15 protein-coding genes, 1 pseudogene and 1 riboswitch are annotated in these 20,764 nt (G+C 37.8%); of the genes and pseudogenes, 1 reads left to right on the top strand and 15 read right to left on the bottom strand.

Annotated features, from left to right (window positions below; translation table 11 throughout):
* Positions 1-96: 96 nt before the first annotated feature.
* Entirely contained in the window at positions 97-1,605 is a 1,509-nt protein-coding gene (locus tag BUB56_RS06990; RefSeq protein ID WP_110940661.1) for a DUF1846 domain-containing protein, read from the bottom strand.
* Between the two features lie 278 nt (positions 1,606-1,883).
* Positions 1,884-3,281 carry an oxaloacetate decarboxylase subunit alpha gene (locus BUB56_RS06985; protein ID WP_110940660.1) on the bottom strand — a complete coding sequence of 466 codons (1,398 nt, stop codon included), beginning with the start codon at positions 3,279-3,281 and terminating at the stop codon, positions 1,884-1,886.
* Positions 3,282-3,495: 214 nt separating this feature from the next.
* On the opposite strand from BUB56_RS06985, the gene BUB56_RS06980 reads away from it, so the two are divergent.
* A complete protein-coding gene (locus tag BUB56_RS06980; RefSeq protein ID WP_110940659.1) occupies positions 3,496-3,927 on the top strand; it encodes an Lrp/AsnC family transcriptional regulator in 432 nt (143 codons plus the stop codon).
* Between the two features lie 66 nt (positions 3,928-3,993).
* Here the strand turns inward: BUB56_RS06980 and BUB56_RS06975 are convergent, their stop codons facing one another.
* The 13 genes and pseudogenes from BUB56_RS06975 to BUB56_RS06920 all read right to left on the bottom strand — a co-directional run bounded on the left by BUB56_RS06975 (position 3,994) and on the right by BUB56_RS06920 (position 20,146).
* Positions 3,994-4,611: a biosynthetic peptidoglycan transglycosylase gene (locus tag BUB56_RS06975; RefSeq protein ID WP_110940658.1), complete on the bottom strand. Its 618-nt coding sequence runs from the start codon at positions 4,609-4,611 to the stop codon at positions 3,994-3,996.
* Positions 4,612-5,049: 438 nt separating this feature from the next.
* Entirely contained in the window at positions 5,050-6,009 is a 960-nt protein-coding gene (gene pfkA, locus BUB56_RS06970) for a 6-phosphofructokinase (protein ID WP_110940657.1), read from the bottom strand.
* A 23-nt stretch (positions 6,010-6,032) separates the two neighbouring features.
* Positions 6,033-6,890, bottom strand: coding sequence for a class II fructose-1,6-bisphosphate aldolase (locus tag BUB56_RS06965; protein ID WP_110940656.1), 858 nt, complete (start codon positions 6,888-6,890; stop codon positions 6,033-6,035).
* Between the two features lie 72 nt (positions 6,891-6,962).
* On the bottom strand, positions 6,963-8,672 hold the full coding sequence (gene ptsP / locus BUB56_RS06960) for a phosphoenolpyruvate--protein phosphotransferase (RefSeq protein ID WP_110940655.1): 1,710 nt from the start codon (positions 8,670-8,672) through the stop codon (positions 6,963-6,965).
* Positions 8,673-8,688: 16 nt separating this feature from the next.
* Positions 8,689-8,949: an HPr family phosphocarrier protein gene (locus BUB56_RS06955; RefSeq protein ID WP_110940654.1), complete on the bottom strand. Its 261-nt coding sequence runs from the start codon at positions 8,947-8,949 to the stop codon at positions 8,689-8,691.
* Positions 8,950-9,067: 118 nt separating this feature from the next.
* A complete protein-coding gene (gene ptsG, locus BUB56_RS06950) occupies positions 9,068-11,080 on the bottom strand; it encodes a glucose-specific PTS transporter subunit IIBC (RefSeq protein WP_110940653.1) in 2,013 nt (670 codons plus the stop codon).
* Positions 11,081-11,338: 258 nt separating this feature from the next.
* Positions 11,339-13,321 (bottom strand): PTS sugar transporter subunit IIABC, encoded by a 1,983-nt coding sequence (locus BUB56_RS06945; protein WP_110940652.1) that lies wholly within the window; start codon positions 13,319-13,321, stop codon positions 11,339-11,341.
* A gap of 54 nt (positions 13,322-13,375) precedes the next feature.
* The gene (locus BUB56_RS06940) at positions 13,376-14,212 is read right to left on the bottom strand and encodes a BglG family transcription antiterminator (protein ID WP_110940651.1); all 837 of its coding nucleotides are present in this window, start codon (positions 14,210-14,212) and stop codon (positions 13,376-13,378) included.
* 488 nt (positions 14,213-14,700) lie between these two features.
* Positions 14,701-14,961, bottom strand: a pseudogene (locus BUB56_RS20195) (SPFH domain-containing protein); the annotation flags it as partial.
* A gap of 249 nt (positions 14,962-15,210) precedes the next feature.
* The gene (locus tag BUB56_RS06935) at positions 15,211-16,581 is read right to left on the bottom strand and encodes a uracil-xanthine permease family protein (protein WP_110940650.1); all 1,371 of its coding nucleotides are present in this window, start codon (positions 16,579-16,581) and stop codon (positions 15,211-15,213) included.
* Positions 16,582-16,609: 28 nt separating this feature from the next.
* On the bottom strand, positions 16,610-18,910 hold the full coding sequence (locus BUB56_RS06930) for a xanthine dehydrogenase family protein molybdopterin-binding subunit (protein WP_110940649.1): 2,301 nt from the start codon (positions 18,908-18,910) through the stop codon (positions 16,610-16,612).
* A gap of 1 nt (position 18,911) precedes the next feature.
* Positions 18,912-19,361 carry a (2Fe-2S)-binding protein gene (locus BUB56_RS06925; RefSeq protein WP_110940648.1) on the bottom strand — a complete coding sequence of 150 codons (450 nt, stop codon included), beginning with the start codon at positions 19,359-19,361 and terminating at the stop codon, positions 18,912-18,914.
* On the bottom strand, positions 19,352-20,146 hold the full coding sequence (locus tag BUB56_RS06920) for an FAD binding domain-containing protein (RefSeq protein ID WP_110940647.1): 795 nt from the start codon (positions 20,144-20,146) through the stop codon (positions 19,352-19,354). The genes BUB56_RS06925 and BUB56_RS06920 overlap by 10 nt, the downstream gene beginning before the upstream one ends.
* A 138-nt stretch (positions 20,147-20,284) precedes the next feature.
* A riboswitch (purine riboswitch) is annotated at positions 20,285-20,386 on the bottom strand.
* Positions 20,387-20,764: the final 378 nt, after the last annotated feature.

Raw genomic sequence — 20,764 nt, 5'->3', positions numbered from 1 at the left:
TTAACACATTCGTGTAAAGAAATATCTAGACTACTAATAAAAAAGGAAAAAGTCACTTATTGCAGGACCTTTTCCTATTTTTCATTGAGCAACTATTTAATTATTATAATAAAGGCTATCGGTAGGATATTCAGGATCTGAGGTTATATCTATCCCGAGTTTTCTAAAAATCTGTTCATCACTTCTGCTCAAGATCGTAGTTGAATGTGCCTGACTACCTTTAAGTAACGTCAGTTTTTCCATAGCAACCTGAGCCGTTGGATTTGTCGCAGCACATATGCTTAAAGCAATGAGTATTTCTTCGCAATCGAGGGCTGTATTTCTATCCCCCAATGTTTTAGTTTTTAGACTAAGGATTGGTTCTAAAATTACAGGAGAAATCAGATGAATTTCGTCAGAAATATTTGCGAAATACTTAACTGCATTGAGAATCGCCGCTGCCGACGCATTCATCACAGCAGAACCTTTGCCTGTTAAAATTGTTCCATCCACCAGCTCTATTGCTACCGCAGGACATGCCTCATTTTTATTCGTTTCTTCCTTAAACCTTGCAGAACGTTCTCTCGCAGGGATAACTACCTTTCGATCCTCTGGCTTTAATACAAGTTCTTCCATGATAAATTTAATTCTATCAAAGGTTTCTTTATCTACATATCCTTTTTTATATTCACAGCCTGTTTTGAAATATCTTCGAATAATCTCCTGTTTGGATGCCTCTTTTATAGCCTCATCATCAATGATTCCATAACCGACACGGTTAACCCCCATGTCTGTAGGTGATTTATATATCGCTTCTTCCCCTGTTATTTTCTCAATAATTCTTTTTAAGACAGGAAATGTTTCAATATCACGGTTATAGTTCACGGCAATCTGATTGTATGCATCAAAATGAAAGGAGTCTATCATATTAACATCTTTCAGGTCTACGGTTGCAGCTTCATAGGCAATATTTAGCGGGTGCTTTAATGGGACATTCCATACCGGAAATGTTTCAAACTTAGAATACCCTGCAACTCTTCCCTGTTTGTGTTCATGATATAACTGGCTAAGACATGTGGCCAGCTTTCCACTTCCCGGACCCGGTGCTGTTACCACAACAATAGGCTTCGTTGTTTCTATATATGGATTTTTACCGTAGCCTTCATCACTCACAATAGTATCTACATCGGTAGGATACCCCTTTGTCGCCCTATGGGTATATACCTTGATACCTCTACGCTCTAATTTATTGATAAAAACCGTAGTTGCCGGCTGACCATCATATCTGGTAATAACTACGCTATTTACATCCAATTCATTTGCCCTCAAATCATCAATAAGACGCAGCGCATCCATATCATAGGTGATTCCAAAATCTCCTCTGATCTTATTTCTTTCTATATCTCCTGCATATACGCATATGATTACTTCTACTTTTTCCTTCAGCTTATGCAGAAGTTTTATTTTTGCGTTTTCATCAAAGCCAGGCAAAACTCTTTTTGCATGAAGATCAAACAACAGCTTTCCGCCAAATTCAAGGTACAGTTTATCGTAGTGATCAACTCTCTCCAGAATATATTTCGATTGCTCTTCTAAATACTTTTTATGATCGAATCCAATTTTCATTTGTTTCTCCTCGCTTTTTATTTTTTAACAGAATATATCCTTATAAGTATATATAGTACAGTACAAAGCATAGTTTACAACATTTTATTATCACATAATTTTTTATTAAAGTAAATAAAAATTGCATCAAATTTTAACCATGTGACAATCTCATACATTATTCAAAAAAAGAACTAGAGAATAAGATATATCCCTTATGAATAGGATGTATCTTATTCTCTAGTTTATTTTCATAATAATAATCTCATAGGTGAATATCTCTGATCACATGCTTAATCTTATACAGGATAGTTTTTATTTTCAAAATCTGCATAATTGCTATCTATTTTGTATTTTTGAGCCTGGCGGTATTTAAAGAATTCTATGGCAACTGCTGGGAACAGCGCATAGGATAATACATCTTCTTCCTGCTCAAGATATTGCTTCATTTCATTGCGTACACTCTCAAGCTGCGGTTCAATCAGATCTGCCGGTCTGCAATGAATGGTTTCTTCTGCACCTATTATTTTATGTTTAATACTTTCTGAGATTTCTACCGCAGGTTTGCCATATTCTCCTTTTACGTAAGCTTTGATCTCCTTTGGCACCATCTTGTATCGTTCGCCAAGAACTACATTAAACACTGCCTGAGTTCCGACCATTTGGCTAAGTGGTGTCACAAGCGGCGGATAACCTAAGTCCTCTCTTACTCTTGGTACTTCCTTCAACACCTCATCATACTGATGTAGAGCATTTTGCATCTTTAACTGAGATACTAGATTGGACAACATTCCTCCAGGAACTTGATAAATGAGAGCATTTACATCTACACCCAATACTTTAGGGTCCAGCATACCCTTTTCCATATATCGGTCTCGAATAGGTCTAAAGTGCTCTGCTACCTGATTCAATACCTCAAGCTTTAAGCCTGTATCATACCCAGTTCCTTGAAGGGTAGCCACCAATGGCTCAGTAGGCGGCTGGGAGGTGCCTAAAGCCATCGGCGATATAGCACAATCTACGACGTCAACACCTGCCTCAATGGCCTTTAGGTAGGTCATGGAAGCTACTCCGCTTGTATAATGGGTATGCAGCTGAAGAGGAATTTTAACAGTCTCTTTTAATTTAGTCACTAATTCAAAAGCATTATAAGGTGTTAGAATACCGGACATATCTTTTATACATATTGAATCTGCACCCATATCTTCCATTTGTTTCGCTACTTTTATATAATACTCCGTGTTGTGCACCGGACTAATCGTATAGGATATAGCTGTTTGGGCATGTCCGCCCTCTTTTTTTGTTGTATTTAATGCAGTTTCAAGATTTCTTACATCATTTAAAGCATCGAAAATTCTTATAATATCGATCCCATTTGCTATGGATTTCTTTACAAATTCTGTTACGATATCATCGGCATAATGCTTGTAACCTAGAAGATTTTGACCCCTCAGGAGCATTTGCAGTTTAGTGTTTTTTACTGATTTTCTTATCAGCCTCAACCTCTCCCACGGATCTTCATTTAAAAATCGAAGGCATGCATCAAAGGTTGCTCCACCCCATACCTCCAGTGAATGATATCCAACCTGATCCAGAGTTTCTAAAATTGGACTCATCTCTTCAGTTTTCATTCTAGTTGCGATTAAAGACTGATGGGCATCTCTTAAAACCGTCTCCGTTATCTTTACTTTATTCATCAAATCCTCCCTCTCTATTATCATGATAACCTCATTGTACGCTTAATAATGGAATCCTTATCTAAAAACAAATATTTTACGATAACGTTTTCAATTATAATTGTATAAAGAATAGAAATTTATGTACATCTGATAGATTAATTGTTACAATAAAAATAACTTCTAAAAAAATGAAAATAGGGAAATTTTCTTTATTTTTTAAGGGAGGCCATAGATGGACAGTACAGACTACAGAATTATCGAAATATTGCAGAAAAACGGAAGAATTTCCATGAAAGATTTGGGCAAGGCAGTGAACATGACGTCTCCTGCAGTAGCGGAACGGGTGAGAAAACTAGAAGAAAATGGCGTTATTTTGGGATATAAGGCCATTATATCTCCCGAGAAATTAAATAAGAACATCATGGCATTTATTAATGTCGGCCTTTCACCAGAAAATTACCAGCCATTCATAGACTTTGCCGGGAAAAATGAGAGAATCGTTGAATGTCACCACGTTACTGGAGGTTTTAGTGTAATCATAAAAGTTCTAACGAAAAATACAAGTGACCTCAAAGCCTTGATTGATGAGATCAAAAAAATCGGAAGTACACAAACCTCTGTCATTTTATCTAGCCCCATTGAATCTAAACCTCTGTTAAAATAAGTGGCAATAGAAATGGACTTTTCCTTTAGGGGAAGAGTCCATTTCTATTGCCACTGGTACAGTATTTTAAAAATGTACCATAGCTTTAAAAAGCTGCCATGGCACGCTCATCATATTCGTAGCATTATTAAAGTTTATGCATGGGAAGTTTTCGTTATTATTATTGTACATCCTATCTTCAGCCTGCTTGTATATCATTTTTATATCCTGATTTTTCTTAGTCTTTATCGACGCTACGAGTGCAATACTTGGGTTGACGCTAAGATAAAGATTTTTCACCAATTGTTGCGTAATTGTACTGGCTCCCTGTACAGGTGCTCTTTTCTCCAAATTTATTAATAAGGCTCCCAAAATTCTCTTATAATCTACTCCCATATGGGTCTTAAATCGCTCATCCTCAATCGCAATAAATACATTTTTTACATGAGAGGGAATTTTGTCTATCTCTACAATATCTCTAAATTCCAATGTTTGTATGATTTCCAGTTCTTCAACCGCGTCATCATATATGACCGAATGCTGACTTAGCAAATTATTCATTTGCGTAGGATCAACAGTTGGAACATCACTCAAAGTATCTGCAAAGAATTCACCTGTCCTCAAAATCAAATAAAGTCCCACAGTGCTATTCAATGAAAACACGATGAATAGTATGACAGCTATGGTTTGTTTTGTATTGACCATTTCATTATGCCATATCTATCAGCTTCTAGTGTGATTCTACTTTTTTGTCAATCTCTTCAATTTTCATAAAACATCATCCCCAGAATTGATTTGTCGTGCAATGCCTGACATTTTGATCTTTGCTACCTCTGTCCAAATAAAACTCTACAAAAATTCAGCATGTACTTTTGGCTGGTATTACTTTATATATGCTTGTTTTTTACCAAATATTCATGGGGATATGTATTAATGACTTAATCAAAAATGGGATTCAGACACTTTCAAAACAGACTAATCCATTTAGAGGTAAATTATAATACTTTCTAATCAAAGAATTTCTACGCTTTTTAATAAACTATTTTTTTACCTGGTATAAAGAAAACAAAAAAAGGACTGGTAGCTATAAAACTAAACAGTCCATTTTCATTATTGGCGCAGGTAGTAGATACATTTAAAATATTATATTGAAAGCTGTTTTGCCAATTGGTACATTTCTTTATCGAATCTCTTCTTCTTTGCAAGTGCTTCATCAATGTCAATGTCGATGATTTTGTTACTATTCATGCCTATGGCTCTGCCTGATTTGTTATTTAGTAATAATTCAACTGCTCTTGCACCCATTTTGCTTGCAAGTACTCTATCAAAAGCAGTAGGATTTCCACCTCTTTGAATATGACCCAATACAGTAACCTTTGTTTCAATACCGGTTTTTTCTTCAATTTCTTTTCCCAGCTCAAAGGCATTTCCAATTCCCTCGGCAAGCATAATAATGCTGTGTAATTTCCCTCTCATTTTTCCTTTGATAAGTTTTTCACACACCTTATTTGTCTCAAAACCTTCTTCCGGTAATATGATGCTCTCTGCACCACCTGCCAAGCCTGCGTATAAAGCTATATCGCCACAATGCCTGCCCATTACTTCAATGATATTTGCTCTGCCGTGGGAAGCTGAAGTATCCCTTATTTTACTAATAGATTCCAGTACTGTATTGATAGCCGTATCAAAGCCAATTGTATAGTCTGTATAGCCTAAATCATTGTCGATCGTACCGGGTATGCCGATAGTTCGAATACCTGCATGGCTTAGCTTCTGGGCCCCTGTAAAGGAACCATCTCCGCCAATCACTACAAGTCCCTCTATTCCAAAAACCTTCAATACATTGAGAGCTTTCTTACGACCCTCTTCTGTTTTGAATTCCTCACACCTAGCTGTTTTTAAAATAGTTCCTCCCCTATGAATGATATCTGCAACGGAAGATAAATCCATATTCTTAATCTCACCATTGATGAGTCCATTATATCCTCTTTCTATTCCCATAATTCTAAGATTATGATAAATACCAGCCCTTACTACAGCGCGAATGGCTGCATTCATACCCGGTGCATCACCGCCGCTTGTTAAAACACCAATTGTTCTCAAGTTACTTTCCCCCTCAAGCCTATTTATTTCCAAGCTCTTCCTACAGAATCAAACATTTGCATTTTTTCTGCGATTACTTGCTTCATAGCCAGTTTACTTGGTCCTAAGATCATTCTTGGGTCATATTCGTCGGGATTATTATGGATAAATTCTTTTACTGCCTTATGAAAAGCCATACGTATATCCGTATCGATATTAATCTTATTGATCCCTAGGCTTATGACTTTCTTGATACTTGCTTCCGGGACACCTGATGAACCATGTAAAACCAGTGGAATATTTAATTTTTCTTTGATCACCTTTATCCTGTCGAAATCCAGCTTTGGTTCTCCCTTGTAAGGTCCATGAGCAGTACCAACTGCAATTGCCAAGCAATCAACTCCTGTCTCCTTAACGAATCTTTCAGCTTCATCTGGATCTGTATAAGTTGCATCTTTTTCATCAACGGTTATATCGTCTTCTGTTCCTCCAATTTTTCCCAATTCCGCTTCTACAGAAACACCCGCGGCATGGGCAGCTTCAACAATATGCTTAGTTATCTCAATATTTTTTTCTAGGGAGTGCTTTGAAGCATCCACCATAACGGAAGTAAATCCATTTCTTATGCATAACATGATTTGCTTAAAGTCCGTACCATGATCCAAGTGGATTGCAACAGGCACTGAGGCTTTTTGTGCAGCAACTTTTGCCATTTCTGCAATATATTCAACACCTGCATATTTCAAGCCCCCTTGGCTTGCTTGAATAATCACTGGAGATTCCATCGCTTCTGCAGCTTCAATAATCGCCTGCACTTGTTCCATGTTGTTTACATTAAAGGCTCCAACTGCATATCCGTTTTCATGAGCATGCTGTAGTATTTGTTTACCGCTTACTAACATTCTTTTTCCCCCTCAATATTCTGTTTTTCTCTCTTTTTGATATCTTTTATTCCTCAGGCGTAGATGCTTTTATCATACTTGATTAAATTTTTCAATATAAGTTTCTATTTCATCTGCAGTTCCCATAGACAATACTTCATCGGCAAGCTTCTTCACCACATCATAATGCAGTGATTGAATAAGTCTCCTGGCAGGTAAAATAGATGTTGGACTCATGCTAAATTCATCAAGTCCCATTCCCAGTAGAATTGGAATCATCTTCTTATCTCCTGCCATTTCACCACACATCCCTATCCATATTCCTTCCTTGTGACCATTATCAATGACCATTTTAATCAGTCTCAATACACCGGGATTGAAGGGTTGGTAGAGATGATGGATTTTTTCATTCATTCTGTCTACGGCACAGGTATACTGGATCAAATCATTGGTTCCAATACTAAAGAAGTCTACATGTTTTGCAAAAATGTCACTCATAATTGCTGCAGAGGGAATCTCGATCATCATTCCTACTTCAATATTATCAGCATAGGCAATACCCTCTTGATCCAATTGTTCTTTTACACTATTTAATATTTTTTTTGCTTCTAAAAGTTCTTCCAAGCTAGAAATCATCGGGAACATGATCTTTAGATTTCCGTATACACTTGCCCTTAATAATGCTCTTAACTGCGTCTTAAAGATTTCTTGTTCAGATAGACACAGACGGATTGCCCTATATCCTAAAAATGGATTCATTTCTTCACCAATCTCAAGATATGGAAGCTTTTTATCGCCTCCAATATCTAAAGTTCTTATCACCGCTGGTTTTGGATTTAGTGCCTCCAGTACCTCTCTATACGCCCAGAATTGTTCTTCTTCGCTGGGAAGAGCATCTCTGTTCATATAAATAAATTCCGTTCTAAAAAGCCCTACACCTTCTGCATCATTCCTTTGAAGCCCGCCAATATCTTGCGGTGTACCTATATTTCCTGCAAGCTCTACCTTTCTGCCGTCTACCGTCACACTTGCTTTCCCTTTTAGTGCTTCCAAAGCCGCCCTCTCTTTTTCATAAGCCGCTTTCAATTCTTTATAATGTCTGATTTCTTCTTCAGATGGATTGATAATGATTTCTCCTGTTTCCCCATTAAAGATGACAAAATCAGTAGCTGACAACTTCTCTGTAATATCCTTTAGACCAACTACCGCTGGTATATCAAGGGTTCTGGCCATAATCGCCGTATGGGATGTTCTTCCTCCGATATTTGTCAGAAAACCTAGCACCTTTTCCTTGTTCATCGTAGCCGTATCTGAAGGCGTTAGGTCATGGGCTATTAAGATTACATCTTCTTCGAGCATCGACAAGTCAGTGACCTTTTGTCCAGTAATATTCCTTAAAATACGGTCTGATACATCTCTGATATCCGCTGCTCTTTCTCTCATATATTCATTATCCATGGCCTCAAAAATAGTAATATACTCTTCAGCAACTTGTTTTAAAGCGTACTCGGCATTTAGTTTTTCTTGATCTATTTTCTTTATAACCTTTTCGATTAATTCCGGATCTTCCAAAATCATGTTGTGTGCATCAAAAATAGCCGCCTTTTCTTCTCCAAGTTCCTTAGACACCTTATCTCGAAGCTTGGATATCTCGACCTTGGAAATTTCCAAAGCCTCCAACAATTTTTGCTTTGCATCCTCCACACATCTAATTTCTTTTTTTTCAATCCTTAACGGCTCATTTTTTATGATTAATACTTTCCCCAGCGCAATACCAGGAGAGGCACCTGTTCCTATGATCATATTTGAAACCTCCTTATTATTCGCCGAATTTTGAATGAATAAGATCTACTAATGCTTCAACAGCTTTTTCTTCATCTATGCCTTTTGCAATAACCTTTATTTCATCACCTTTTTTTAGTCCTGCACTTAAAATGCTCATGATCGATTTTGCATTAAATTCATTATCCTTAAACGCAATTGTTATATCAGAAGAAAAGGATGTTGCTGCTTTTACTAATAGAGATGCTGGTCTTGCATGTAATCCGGTTTCATTTAATATCTTCACAATCTTTTCCATTTTCATTTCCTCCTTGAATTTTTTTTATGAATTTTTATGAACGAAGACACCGCCCGAGTCTTTCTTGATCAGTTATCATAAACTCGGCAAGTGTCTAATTCTTACATATAATCAAAAGCTATTGAATCGTTACCACATTCTTTTCTCCATGCTTTACTTGGACTCCAGCTTCAAAAGACACCCTTTGACCTTCTGTAAGGTTGGTAAAGATAACAGGTGTAATAACGGACTTTGCTTGTTTTTTCACTGTGTTTAGATTTACACGCAGTAAGGGCTGTCCTATCTTAACCCTATCACCTTGTTCAACCAAGGCTTCAAATCCTTCTCCCTTAAGATTAACTGTATCGATTCCAAAGTGAATTAAGATTTCCAGGCCATTTTCTGCCACAATACCTATCGCATGCTTTGTCGGAAATAGAGTCATCACTGTCCCATTTACAGGAGATACAACTTCTCCGTCGGCTGGCTCAATGGCAAAACCCTCGCCCATCATTTTCTTAGAGAAAACCTCGTCCGGTACTTCTTCCAGCTGTAATAATTTTCCCTTTAAGGGCATCACTATATCATCTTTTCCTGTTATTTCTTTTTTTTGCTGTGTGGCAATTACTGTTGAGGGTGTCTTTCCCTTCATTACTTCCTTGATCTGTGTTTTCAATTGATCTGACTTTGGTCCAAAAATAGCTTGAATATTATCTCCAACTTCCAGTACGCCAGCAGCTCCTAAGTTCCTGATACGTGCTTTGTCTACTTTCTTTATGTCTTTTACTTGCACACGAAGACGGGTAATGCATGCATCCAGATTTCGAATGTTCTCTTTACCTCCAAAGGCCTCTAAAAGATTCACTGCAAGTTCTCCTGCAACTACACCAGCAGCATTCGTATCTGCATCATTGTCTTCACGTCCAGGTGTTTTAATATCCCATCTTCTGATGGCAAAGCGGAATCCAAAATAGTAAATCACGGAGAATAGCAGCCCAACCGGAATTACTAACCACCATGCTGTCCGGTTTGGCAATACTCCAAACAATAAATAGTCAATCACACCGCCTGAGAATGTCATACCGATTTTAACATTTAAAATATGCATGGTCATGAATGATAATCCTGCGAACACAGCATGTACAGCGAATAAAGCAGGTGCTGCAAATAAGAAAGTAAACTCTATCGGCTCGGTAATTCCTGTCAAAAAGGATGTCAATGCAGCAGACATCATAATCCCTGCAATATACTTTTTCTTGTCTTCTCTTGCTTCATGATACATGGCTAGTGCTGCTGCCGGCAAGCCAAACATCATGAATGGGAATTTACCTGTCATAAAAGTACCTGCAGTAAATGGAACGTTATCTTTTAACTGTGCAAAGAAGATGCTTTGATCCCCGCGAATCAACTCTCCTGTTTTGCTTACGTACTCACCAAACTCATACCAGAAAGGATTATAGAAAATATGGTGCAGTCCGAATGGAATTAATGATCGTTCGATTATACCAAATATCAATGCTGATAAAGTTTTGTTTGCATCAATCATCCCATAGGAAAATGCATTTAATCCGTTTTGAATAGCTGGCCAAACAAAAGTCATTGCAATCCCTAATCCTAGAGAAGCAACAGCCGTAATGATCGGAACAAACCTCTTTCCTGCGAAGAACCCTAAATAGGGAGGCAGTTCAATATTATAATACTTCTGGTATAAAGACGAAGCCATTATCCCAACAATAATACCCCCAAATACACCGGTTTGAAGTGTTGGGATGCCCAAGGCACTGGTGTAGGCTGGACTTGTACCCAATAAATCAGGAGTTACGTTGGCAATAATACCCATTGTTACATTCATTACCAAATACCCTACAATGGCAGCCAACCCTGCTACCCCTTCTCCTTCAGCCAATCCTACTGCTACCCCCACAGCAAACAACAGCGGAAGATTTGCAAAAACAATTCCACCAGACTGTTCCATCACTCGTGCTACCATTTGAAACCATCCAGCACCTAATGATGGGATTTTGTCCAACAGCACGGGATTTTGGAAAGCATTCCCAAAAGCTAATAATAACCCTGCGGCCGGCAATATAGCCACGGGCAACATCAGTGCTTTACCAACTTGTTGTAAAACTCCAAATGCTTTTTTAAACATATTGATCGCTCCTTTTCTTTTTTGATACTACGCAAAAAGGCATGAGCAAAAGAGGGTTGAAATAGAGACTAGTACTATCTCAACAAATCTTTCACTCATGCCTGATCGAATCAGTAACACGTAGTATTAAATTATTAATATAAAATTTATATTAGCATAAAACGTTTTCACGTTCAACACTTTTCTTCGTTTTTCTACTTTTTTCTACGGGCATACTTGCCCAATTAATTATTCTCCCTTATATAAACAATAAAATATTTACAAATATATCTTCAGCAAGGCTTCTTTTGCCTGGATCTTTCCCTCTTTTAATACACTTATTCCATTAAAATCATCACTATTGATAATAATAATCGGTGTGATGATGGACTTTGCTTTTGCCTGAATCAATGCATGATCAAATACAATTAAAGGATCACCCATTTTTACACAGTCCCCCTGTGATACCTTCATCTGAAATCCTTCTCCGTCCATTTTAACCGTATCAATCCCGATATGAATTAATATCTCCACACCCTCTTCTGATAATATTCCTACTGCATGATTTGTCCGAAACAATTGAATAATTTTGCCGTTTACGGGTGAATAAACTGTACTGTCTGAAGGATAAATGGCAATCCCCTCACCAAGCATTTTTTCTGCAAACAGATCGTCAGGTACATCCTCTAGCTTCATCATTTCACCGGATACAGGTGCATGGATGAAGACATGATGATGTTCTTTTTCTTCTTTCTTCACACTGCTTATTTCTCGGTCCGCCTCTGTGTTCTTAACGATTTGGCTATCTCTAGATTTTAATAGCATATCATAGATTTGATCCCTTAACATATCTGCTTCTGTTCCAAAAATTGCTTGAAAGTTCCTGCTTCCAACACGAAATATACCTGTTGCACCTAACTGTTTTAACCTATTCTGATCCACCTTTTCAAAATCATAGACTACGAGTCTCAATCTGGTAATGCAAGCGTCAATATGCTCAATATTTACTGCACCACCTAATGCCTCTAATACTTCAACAGCCTTTTGTGAAGAAGACTTCATGAGCGTTTCCCGGGCTTCCCCTTCTTCCCTGCCAAGGGTCTTTATATCCTGGACCCCTATCAGCCAATAAAATACTGTAAAATAGAGGATCGCAATAAGAGGTCCTATCACTAAGAATAAATAAATGCTGTTTTCTTGGTTATAAAATCCTATGATGTAGTCAATTAAAGATGCAGAAAAAGTATACCCTAAGCGAATATTAAAATAATTTGTTAATATCCCCGATAGAAAAGCCGCACCTACATGAAAAACATATAACGTGGGGCCAACAAAAATAAATGTAAATTCTATAGGTTCCGTAATTCCTGTAATGATTGAAGTCAACGCAGCTGAAAGCATGATTCCCGAGACAGCTCTTCTTTTATTTTTTTCTGCCCGGAGAACTATAGCGAAGGCAGCAGCAGGCAGTCCAAATAACATAATAGGGAATTCTGAAGCCATAAATTTTCCTGCCGTCGGATCCCCGGCAAAGTATCTTGGGCTTTCACCATGTAGTAATTGTCCGGTATTTGTAACAAATTCTCCAAATTCAAAAAGAAAGGAAGGATAGTAGACGTGGTGCAGTCCCACTGGAATTAGCAATCTTTTACCTGCAGCGTAGAATGCAGGTCCTAAAGGAGAGCTTGTTATGTAAGTCCCAAATCCTCTTATCAAGCCTTGAATTGGAGGCCATATAAACCCAAAGCATATGCCCACCCCAATTCCTATCACAGCCGTAATGATGGGTACCAATCTTTTTCCCGAGAAGAATCCAAATATCGGATGGAATTTCGTTTCAAAATATTTATTATATACCTTAGCAGCTAAAAATCCGATTACAATCCCACCCAAAACACCGGTATTTATTTCAAACCCTATTTGGCGAATGTCTGCCATAATATGGATTACATTTACCATAGTGAAATATCCCACTACGGATGCTAAACCAGCTATACCTGCACTACTTGTAAAGCCAATGGCCACACCTATTGCGAATATGACCGGCAGTTGTTCAAAGATGGCTAGTCCGCCGCTGTACAAAATCTGTCCGAGAGCTAAAAACAAATTGTTTACTGGTGTACTTGAAGCTTGTATTATATTTTGGATCATTCTACCTAATGCCACAAGTAATCCGGCGGCAGGCAGAACAGTTACCGGAATCATTAAGGACTGGCCTATCTTCTGAAGAATTGAGAAATAATTGCTTCTTCCTTTCTTCATGCTGTCCCTCCTCATTCACTGTATATTCATCCTTATTTGACCGTGCTCAGGCCATTAGTGCTTGTAGCTGTTCAACCTATGCAAGTGGAGAGCAATATAGCCCATTTCACTTTCCGGCACCCGAATCTTTAGTGCTTTTTCCATTATTTTTGATATATCATAAGCTATTTTAAACTCGTAACTAAATTCATCTTTCAACTTTGATACAAAGCTTCTTTCTAAGGACTGGTTTTTTTCTACTCTATTTATGACTCCTCTTAAGTGCATAATCAATCTTTGACAATCAAAAGGATACTTGTCCATATCTATCTCTAACTTCTTTCCTACATGACCTAGAATTCTATTCATCATCTTAGAGTGCTTCAAGGCATCTTCTTTATCATTATTTCCTCTCCCACCATAAAGATGTAGGGCTAAAAAACCGATCTCAGCTTCTGGAATCGTTATCTCCAAATTCTCTTTTAATATAGATACTGCTTTTTCAGCAAGCTCAAACTCAACAGGATATAGGAGCTTTGTTTCAAATAGGAAAGGATTCACAATCTCGATCCCTTCTTTTAACCTTTTTATGGCTAAGTTTACGTGATCAATCAATCCGGCGTGAATTTTGGGATTTAGATTTTCCTTTAGTTCACTGGATGCCATTTCAAAAATTTTATTACATATTTCTATGATTTTGGGATCTGTCGTTTCCAAGAAGTGCTCATACTCAAAATCACTCAATCCTTCCAATGAAATAAATTTCTCTTCAATTTCCTTTGGATCTTCTAAAAAATCTCCCTTTTTTTTCCCAAAGCCTATACCTTTTCCAACAAGTACATAGTTTTTTTTATTTTTTTCAACAAGCACTACATTATTACTCAATATTTTTTTTATCAGATATTTCTTCACGGCAGACCTCCAAAATACCAGCTTTTTTTTTGGGGGAAAAAATTGCACTTAACATCATGAAAATTTTATTACATTCCTAAATTTCTGTCAATGCAGCATGCTTGACAGCCCTTTCCTTTTACTTGATTTCCGATATGGCTTCATTTATTTTATTCTTTCATATACATTAGTCTACCTTAAATTCCAAAATAATTTCAATCTTGAAATTAATTATTATGTCAGTATAAAAAAGGACTGCATAGTTATAAAAACTACAATCCTTTTCATTATTAACCCTTTCAATTGCCATTGCTAAATATTCTTAATTATTCATTATTCTTGTCAAGATAGATTGTTGTATCGCTATCGATACTATTCTCATAGGTTTTTAACGTCCGTAAAAACTCGTAGAATACAGGATCTTTACTAAACGCTTCTGAGTATATCTTTAGTGCTTCTGCATCTGCTTCTCCTTTGATACTTTCACTTTCCTCAATAGCTGCACCTATTCATTCTTTCTTCTCCCGATCCGTAGCAGCTACTACCTTATCATACTCCTCATCACCTTCACTTCTTATTTGTTGCGCTATTGCTTGACGTTCTTTAATCATCTTGTCATTAGCCGACGCGATGTTCGCTGGAGGTAACAGGGTTCTATGAATCTCTATGTCATCAGCTTCTATTCCATATAGCGCAATTTTCTCGTTTAATTCTTTTTTACTTGCTTCTAGTTCTTTATATTGCCTCTCCTTGTTTGTTAGAAACTCTTCACTCGGTAATTTGTTTGTCTATTTAGCCCCCTTGTTTCTGTTTATCTTGATGAAGAAGGGTGTCCGATATAGCATATGCAACTTTATCTTCTTCTCCTATTTTTTGTTCATTGGCTTACTCATATTAAGGCATATTCTAAAGCAACAAGAATAACGCTTTTCAGTTAATGATTATATTTCTAAATCAAACTAATAAAGGGAGCTCTAAATCCGAGCTCCCTTTATTAGTTTTTATTTCATTGGCCTAATTTAAGCACTCACTACTTTACCCGTTGCAATTGCTTCACTCTTTTCAGCAACAGCCTGCTTTTCTTTAGGTAGAATTATATTAAGAACCAAGGCAATTAAACAAGAAACAACCATACCAGAACCTGAGAAAATGAGGTTTAATGACTGCGGTAAATGCTGCAGTGCTTCAGGGACAGAACCTAGTCCCAAGCCCAAACCCAAGGCAACTGCTACGATTAAAAGATTTCTCTGATTTAAATTATCCTTCGCAACCAATACAATTCCAGATGTGGCAATTATGGCAAACATTACAACGGCCGCTCCTCCCAATACACTTTGAGGCATTACCGCAAGCACTGCTCCAAACTTTGGAACTAATGCTGCAATAATTAAGAACACCGCACCCACACTAACCACATATCTGCTCATAATACCTGTTAATGACACGATTCCTACGTTCTGACTAAAAGAAGTATTAGGAAATGCATTGAAAATAGCTGCAAAACTGCTAGCTAAGCCATCAGCGATAACCCCGCCTGAAAGTTCTTTGTCTGTGGCTTCTCGTCCAGCACCACCAACAGTAATACCTGAAATATCCCCAACGGTTTCAACAGCTGTAACAATATATAAGATTAACATAGCGATAATAGCGGACCCATGAAAAGTCATTCCATACTTCATAGGCGTTGGAATAGAAAACCAAGAAGCATTAACGACAGATGTAAAATCAACTTTACCCATGAAGATAGCAGCTGTATAACCAACTATGATACCTATTAAAATAGCCGCCATTCTCAGAATACCTTTAAAATATTGATTAAAGAATATGATAGTAACTAATACTAAGCTTCCTAATGCTAAATTCTGTAAAGAACCAAAGTCCGGTGCCCCAACCCCGCCGGCAAAATATTTAATTCCTGTAGGTAATAATGATAGACCTATCGTAAGTAATACAGTTCCTGTAACAATAGGCGGAAAATATTTACGCAGCGGCTTTAAAAAGTAACCTATTACGGCTTCAAAAAATCCACCCACGAAAGCGGCACCTAGTATGCCGGATAAACCAAACTGTTTACCAATGGCAATAGAAGTAGGAACAAAACCAAAGCTAGTACCCATAACAATCGGCAAATTAGCACCTATAGAACCTATACGATTGGTCTGAATAAGGGTGGCAATCCCTGCTACAAGCATGGCACACTGAATTAAGAAAGCTTTCTCACCCACTGTTAATCCAAGAGCACCAGCGATGATTAAAGGTACTGTAACATTACCGGCAAACATAGCCAATACATGCTGTAAACCAAGAGGAATCGCTTCCTTTAAAGGTGGTTTACCATCTACATCATACTTTGAAACAGGCTTTGGATCGTTGTTCTTAATATCTGACATTTTATTTACCTCCATCTTCTAGTTATGATTATTGGTGGTTTAAGATTCGAGTTTGTTCCATTGCTAAGAATAGTTTTTCAGGAGTTATTGGTAGTTTTGTCAACCTAACACCCACTGCATTGTAAACCGCATCAATAATTGCCGGTGCAGGTGTATTAATAACAACTTCTCCTATTGACTTTGCTCCAAAGGGTCCTGTAGGTTCAAAACTTTCTTCAAAGACTATCCGAATGTTTCCGATATCTTTTCGCGTTGGAATTTTATATTGCATAAAGCTATTGGTAGTCATCCTACCGCCTTCGTCATACCTCACGTCTTCATAGATTGCCAGACCAATCCCTTGAACGAGTCCCCCTTCAGCCTGAATAGTTGCTAGATTTGGATTGATTACTGTACCACAGTCGATTACTGCTACATAATCTATCAGCTTAATCTTACCTGTTTCTTTGTCAACTTCCACCTCTGCGAATCCAGCTATGAAGGGTGGTGGAGAAACTGGACTGCCGTGCGTTGCATTACCAAGCAGCTGACGTTTACCACCAAAACCTAAAACTTGAAGTTCTGCAATTTTTTCCAGGCTAATTTCTTTATCCCCATTTAAATTCGTTATCCTTTGCCCATCAAATTCCACTTCATCCGCTGAAAGCTCTAATATTCTTGCTCCGCTTTCTATAATTTGCCTTTTCAAGTCTTCAGCAGCTTTTACCACTGCCATCCCCGTCACATAAGTTGTACTGGATGCGTAAGAGCCTGGATCATAGGGAGATATATCCGTATCTGCAGCGTGAACGATAATATTATCCACGGATGTTTCTAAAACCTCTGCAGCCATTTGACTTAATATGGTGTCACTACCCGTTCCCATATCGGTAGACCCTATTAACAGGGTATAATTGCCGTCATCATTTAGTCTAATCTCAGCCGAAGCTGTATCTATATTGGCAATCCCCGAGCCCTGCATCGTTACGGCCATTCCCAGGGACCTTACTTTGTTATCATCAACTTCTTGCCTTGGGTACTTATCCTTCCAGCCGATCAGTTCTCTCCCCCGTGCTATGCATTTATGCAGAGTTGAACTTCCCAATTTGATCCCATCAGACACTAACGAAGTCTCCCCCTCTTTAATTAGATTTTTTAATCGAAGCTCTGTAGGATCCATATTTAATTTTTCAGCCAGCTTATTGACAGCTGTTTCCAAAGCAAAGGTTCCTTGAGTAGCTCCGTAGCCTCTAAAAGCCCCTGCAGGCATTTTATTTGTATAGACCACATTTCCCATAAACCGAACAGCTTTTGTCTTGTTATAAAGGGGAAGAGTTTTCTGACCCACGACCCCGAAAGTAGTGGAAGCATGTTCCCCATAAGCCCCTGTATCCGATAGACCCTGGATATCCACAACTCTAATACAGCCTTCCTTATCAGCTCCCAGTCTGACCTTTAGCCTCATCGCGTGACGGCTGTTTGTTGCAGTGAAAGTTTCTTTTCTATCATAAATAATTTTAGCCGGTTTTCCAGTAGCTAGCGTAACAATTGCTGCAAATATTTCCACTGCTCCCGTCTGCTTTCCACCAAAGCCGCCGCCTATTCTTGGCTTTATCACCCTTATTTTGCTTGCAGGTAACTTCAAAGCCCTTGATAATTGCCTTCTCACATGAAAAGGAATCTGCGTTGAACTCACCACCACAAGTCTTCCTGTATGGTCAAGATAGCTAAAAGCACGATAGGTCTCCATCATACCGTGGGACTGAGCTTGGGTATAGCAAGTTTCTTCTACTACCACATCGCATTTTTTTAACTCTTCTTCTACATCCCCCACCTCTACCTTTTGGGAAGAAACGATATTCCTTCCCTGCTCCATCCCTATATCAAAGTTACAGTGCAAATCTGTTTCTGGATGGATAATGGAATGATGGTCTATAGCTTTTTCAAAATCTAAAACTGGTTCAAATACTTCATAATCAACCTTTATTAGTTTCATAGCCTTTTCAGCAGTCACTTCATCTGTGGCTGCAATGATTGCTACTTCATCTCCTACGTACCTTACTATTTCCTCTAAAATTAAGCGATCATAAGGCGAAGGTTCTGGATAAGATTGTCCAGCCAGAGTAAATCTTCTATCGGGTACATCTTTATATGTGAGGATACAGGCCACATTCTCTAATTTTTCGGCTTCTGAGGTGTCTATAGACCTAATTCTGGCAAAAGCATGTGGACTTCTAAGCAGCTTTATAACGAGCGCATTTGGCGGTGCCATATCTTCTGTATAAACAGGTTTCCCTGTGGCAATGGCCATTCCATCTATTTTAGGTATGCTCTTACCTACAAATTTCATGCTAAGCCACCCCCAAATACTTCTTTATAGCTCTGAGTTGTCCCAAGTAACCTGTGCATCTGCACAGATTTCCAGTTAGATAGTGAATAATTTCTTCCTCTGTAGGATTTTTAAGCTCTCTTTTCATTGCCAGTACGGTCATAATAAAACCCGGACTACAGAAACCACACTGTTCTGAACCTTCTGCCACAAGGACTTGTGCAAACTCTTCTGCTTCTTTATGAAGCCCTTCCATCGTAGTTATGTTTTTACCATCAGCCCTGATGGAAAGAATTGCACAAGATAACACAGGTTTTTCTTCAATCCATATGGTACAAAGCCCACAACATGTGGTATCACAGCCTTTTCTTACACTGAAAACACCATTAGCTCGTAAAGTATCAGCTAGGAATTCATCATTTTTCACATCAAAGGCCACCTTTTTACCATTCAAGATTATCTCTATTCGCATTGTAAGACCTCCATAATAGCTCTTCTAACTAATACTTTACACATCACTTGTCGATATTTAGCTGTACCTCTCTCGTTCGTTCCAAAAGTTAGTTCTTTAGCAGCAATATTTGCATAATGCTCCAAATCATCAACCCTTAAATTATTGGTAAGTTCTTCTGAAGCATTTCTGGCAATAGCAGCCGTTTGTGGTCTTGCCCCTACAGCAATAATCCACTGATTTTCAAGCCTTGAAACTGCCACATTTAAAATAGGGTAATCACTTACTGAATTTCTCAATTGCTGATAAGACGCTTGCCTTTGATTTTTCTTTATGAATACTCTTGTTAAGATATCCCTCTCATAGGGTCTTTTCAAAAACTCATCTAATCTCATTCTGCCTGCTTTATATAGTTCTACCTCTGTATCTAATGCCAGTAGTGCTGTTATTAAATCTGAAAATCCATATTTTGAAAAAACTGAAGCCCCAACTGTAACTATATTTCTAAATTGAACGCCGATTATATTTTTCACGGCATTAGAAATAACGCCATTAAAATTATTCACTAACAATGGGCTGGTTTCAATCTCTCTGAAGGATGTAAACGCTCCGATTTCAATATAATCATCCTGATTTTTTATATAGTTTAGTTCAAGCTTGGATAAATCTACTGCTGTATCGATTTTCTTTGAACCCATTCTTAAAAAAGCACTACCGCCAATCAAAGTATTATTTCTTCTGCTTACAAGTATACTGTATGCCTCCTCAATCGTTTTTGGTTGTACAAATTCTTTTATTGTAAACATCCTGATACTCCCCTCTTACACCGCCGTCAATCGTTAACAAAAAAATAAGCGTGTTGGTTCTACTCGAGCAAAGAGTAAAATCCAACACACTTAGAATATTTGTCTATTGTGCAGGCTGAAGCATACCTTAGAATAGTTCTAAGGAACACATTTGCTCATAGTCAGACCATTTACGGTAGTCCGGTAGAAACTTGCAGACCTTATCTCTGCGATTATATGAACTATATTTTTTTCGTTGTAAATACATTTTACGACAAACTTGGATAATCAGTCAACCCGTTTCAGACATTCTGATAAAAAAAATATTTATTGTTCGGAAATAATCCAATTCTTTTCGTCTATGCTTATCTATTTTTTATAGAAGTCTCTACGCTACTAACCTGCAGCAAATCAGATGTTCATGAGTGAGTTGATGGAGGAGGACGGCATAAGCAAGATTATAAGAAAAGAGTAAAACAATTATTCATCAACTACTTTTCATAATTGACTGACATGTTGGGCAATAATGGAGTGGTATAACCTAGCTGGACACGAATAAAGGTTCTTTGCTTTTGTTTTCTTAGAATATCTTATTTATCCTACAAATTTAGGTATTATAATAGATTGTATTATGTAATT

The sequence above is a fragment of the Geosporobacter subterraneus DSM 17957 genome, assembly GCF_900142145.1.
Lineage (GTDB): Bacteria > Bacillota > Clostridia > Peptostreptococcales > Thermotaleaceae > Geosporobacter > Geosporobacter subterraneus.
This window is presented reverse-complemented; position numbering and strand designations above follow the sequence as displayed.

Excerpts from the sequence above, each read along its gene's own strand:
- BUB56_RS06935 (WP_110940650.1), bottom strand. The coding sequence starts at position 16,581 with ATGTCAGATATTAAGAACAACGATCCAAAGCCTGTTTCAAAGTATGAT.
- BUB56_RS06930 (WP_110940649.1), bottom strand. The coding sequence starts at position 18,910 with ATGAAATTTGTAGGTAAGAGCATACCTAAAATAGATGGAATGGCCATT.
- BUB56_RS06925 (WP_110940648.1), bottom strand. The coding sequence starts at position 19,361 with ATGCGAATAGAGATAATCTTGAATGGTAAAAAGGTGGCCTTTGATGTG.
- BUB56_RS06945 (WP_110940652.1), bottom strand. The coding sequence starts at position 13,321 with ATGAAGAAAGGAAGAAGCAATTATTTCTCAATTCTTCAGAAGATAGGC.
- BUB56_RS06980 (WP_110940659.1), top strand. The coding sequence starts at position 3,496 with ATGGACAGTACAGACTACAGAATTATCGAAATATTGCAGAAAAACGGA.
- BUB56_RS06955 (WP_110940654.1), bottom strand. The coding sequence starts at position 8,949 with ATGGAAAAGATTGTGAAGATATTAAATGAAACCGGATTACATGCAAGA.
- BUB56_RS06965 (WP_110940656.1), bottom strand. The coding sequence starts at position 6,890 with ATGTTAGTAAGCGGTAAACAAATACTACAGCATGCTCATGAAAACGGA.
- ptsG (WP_110940653.1), bottom strand. The coding sequence starts at position 11,080 with ATGTTTAAAAAAGCATTTGGAGTTTTACAACAAGTTGGTAAAGCACTG.
- BUB56_RS06920 (WP_110940647.1), bottom strand. The coding sequence starts at position 20,146 with ATGTTTACAATAAAAGAATTTGTACAACCAAAAACGATTGAGGAGGCA.
- BUB56_RS06985 (WP_110940660.1), bottom strand. The coding sequence starts at position 3,281 with ATGAATAAAGTAAAGATAACGGAGACGGTTTTAAGAGATGCCCATCAG.
- BUB56_RS06990 (WP_110940661.1), bottom strand. The coding sequence starts at position 1,605 with ATGAAAATTGGATTCGATCATAAAAAGTATTTAGAAGAGCAATCGAAA.
- ptsP (WP_110940655.1), bottom strand. The coding sequence starts at position 8,672 with ATGATCATAGGAACAGGTGCCTCTCCTGGTATTGCGCTGGGGAAAGTA.
- BUB56_RS06975 (WP_110940658.1), bottom strand. The coding sequence starts at position 4,611 with ATGGTCAATACAAAACAAACCATAGCTGTCATACTATTCATCGTGTTT.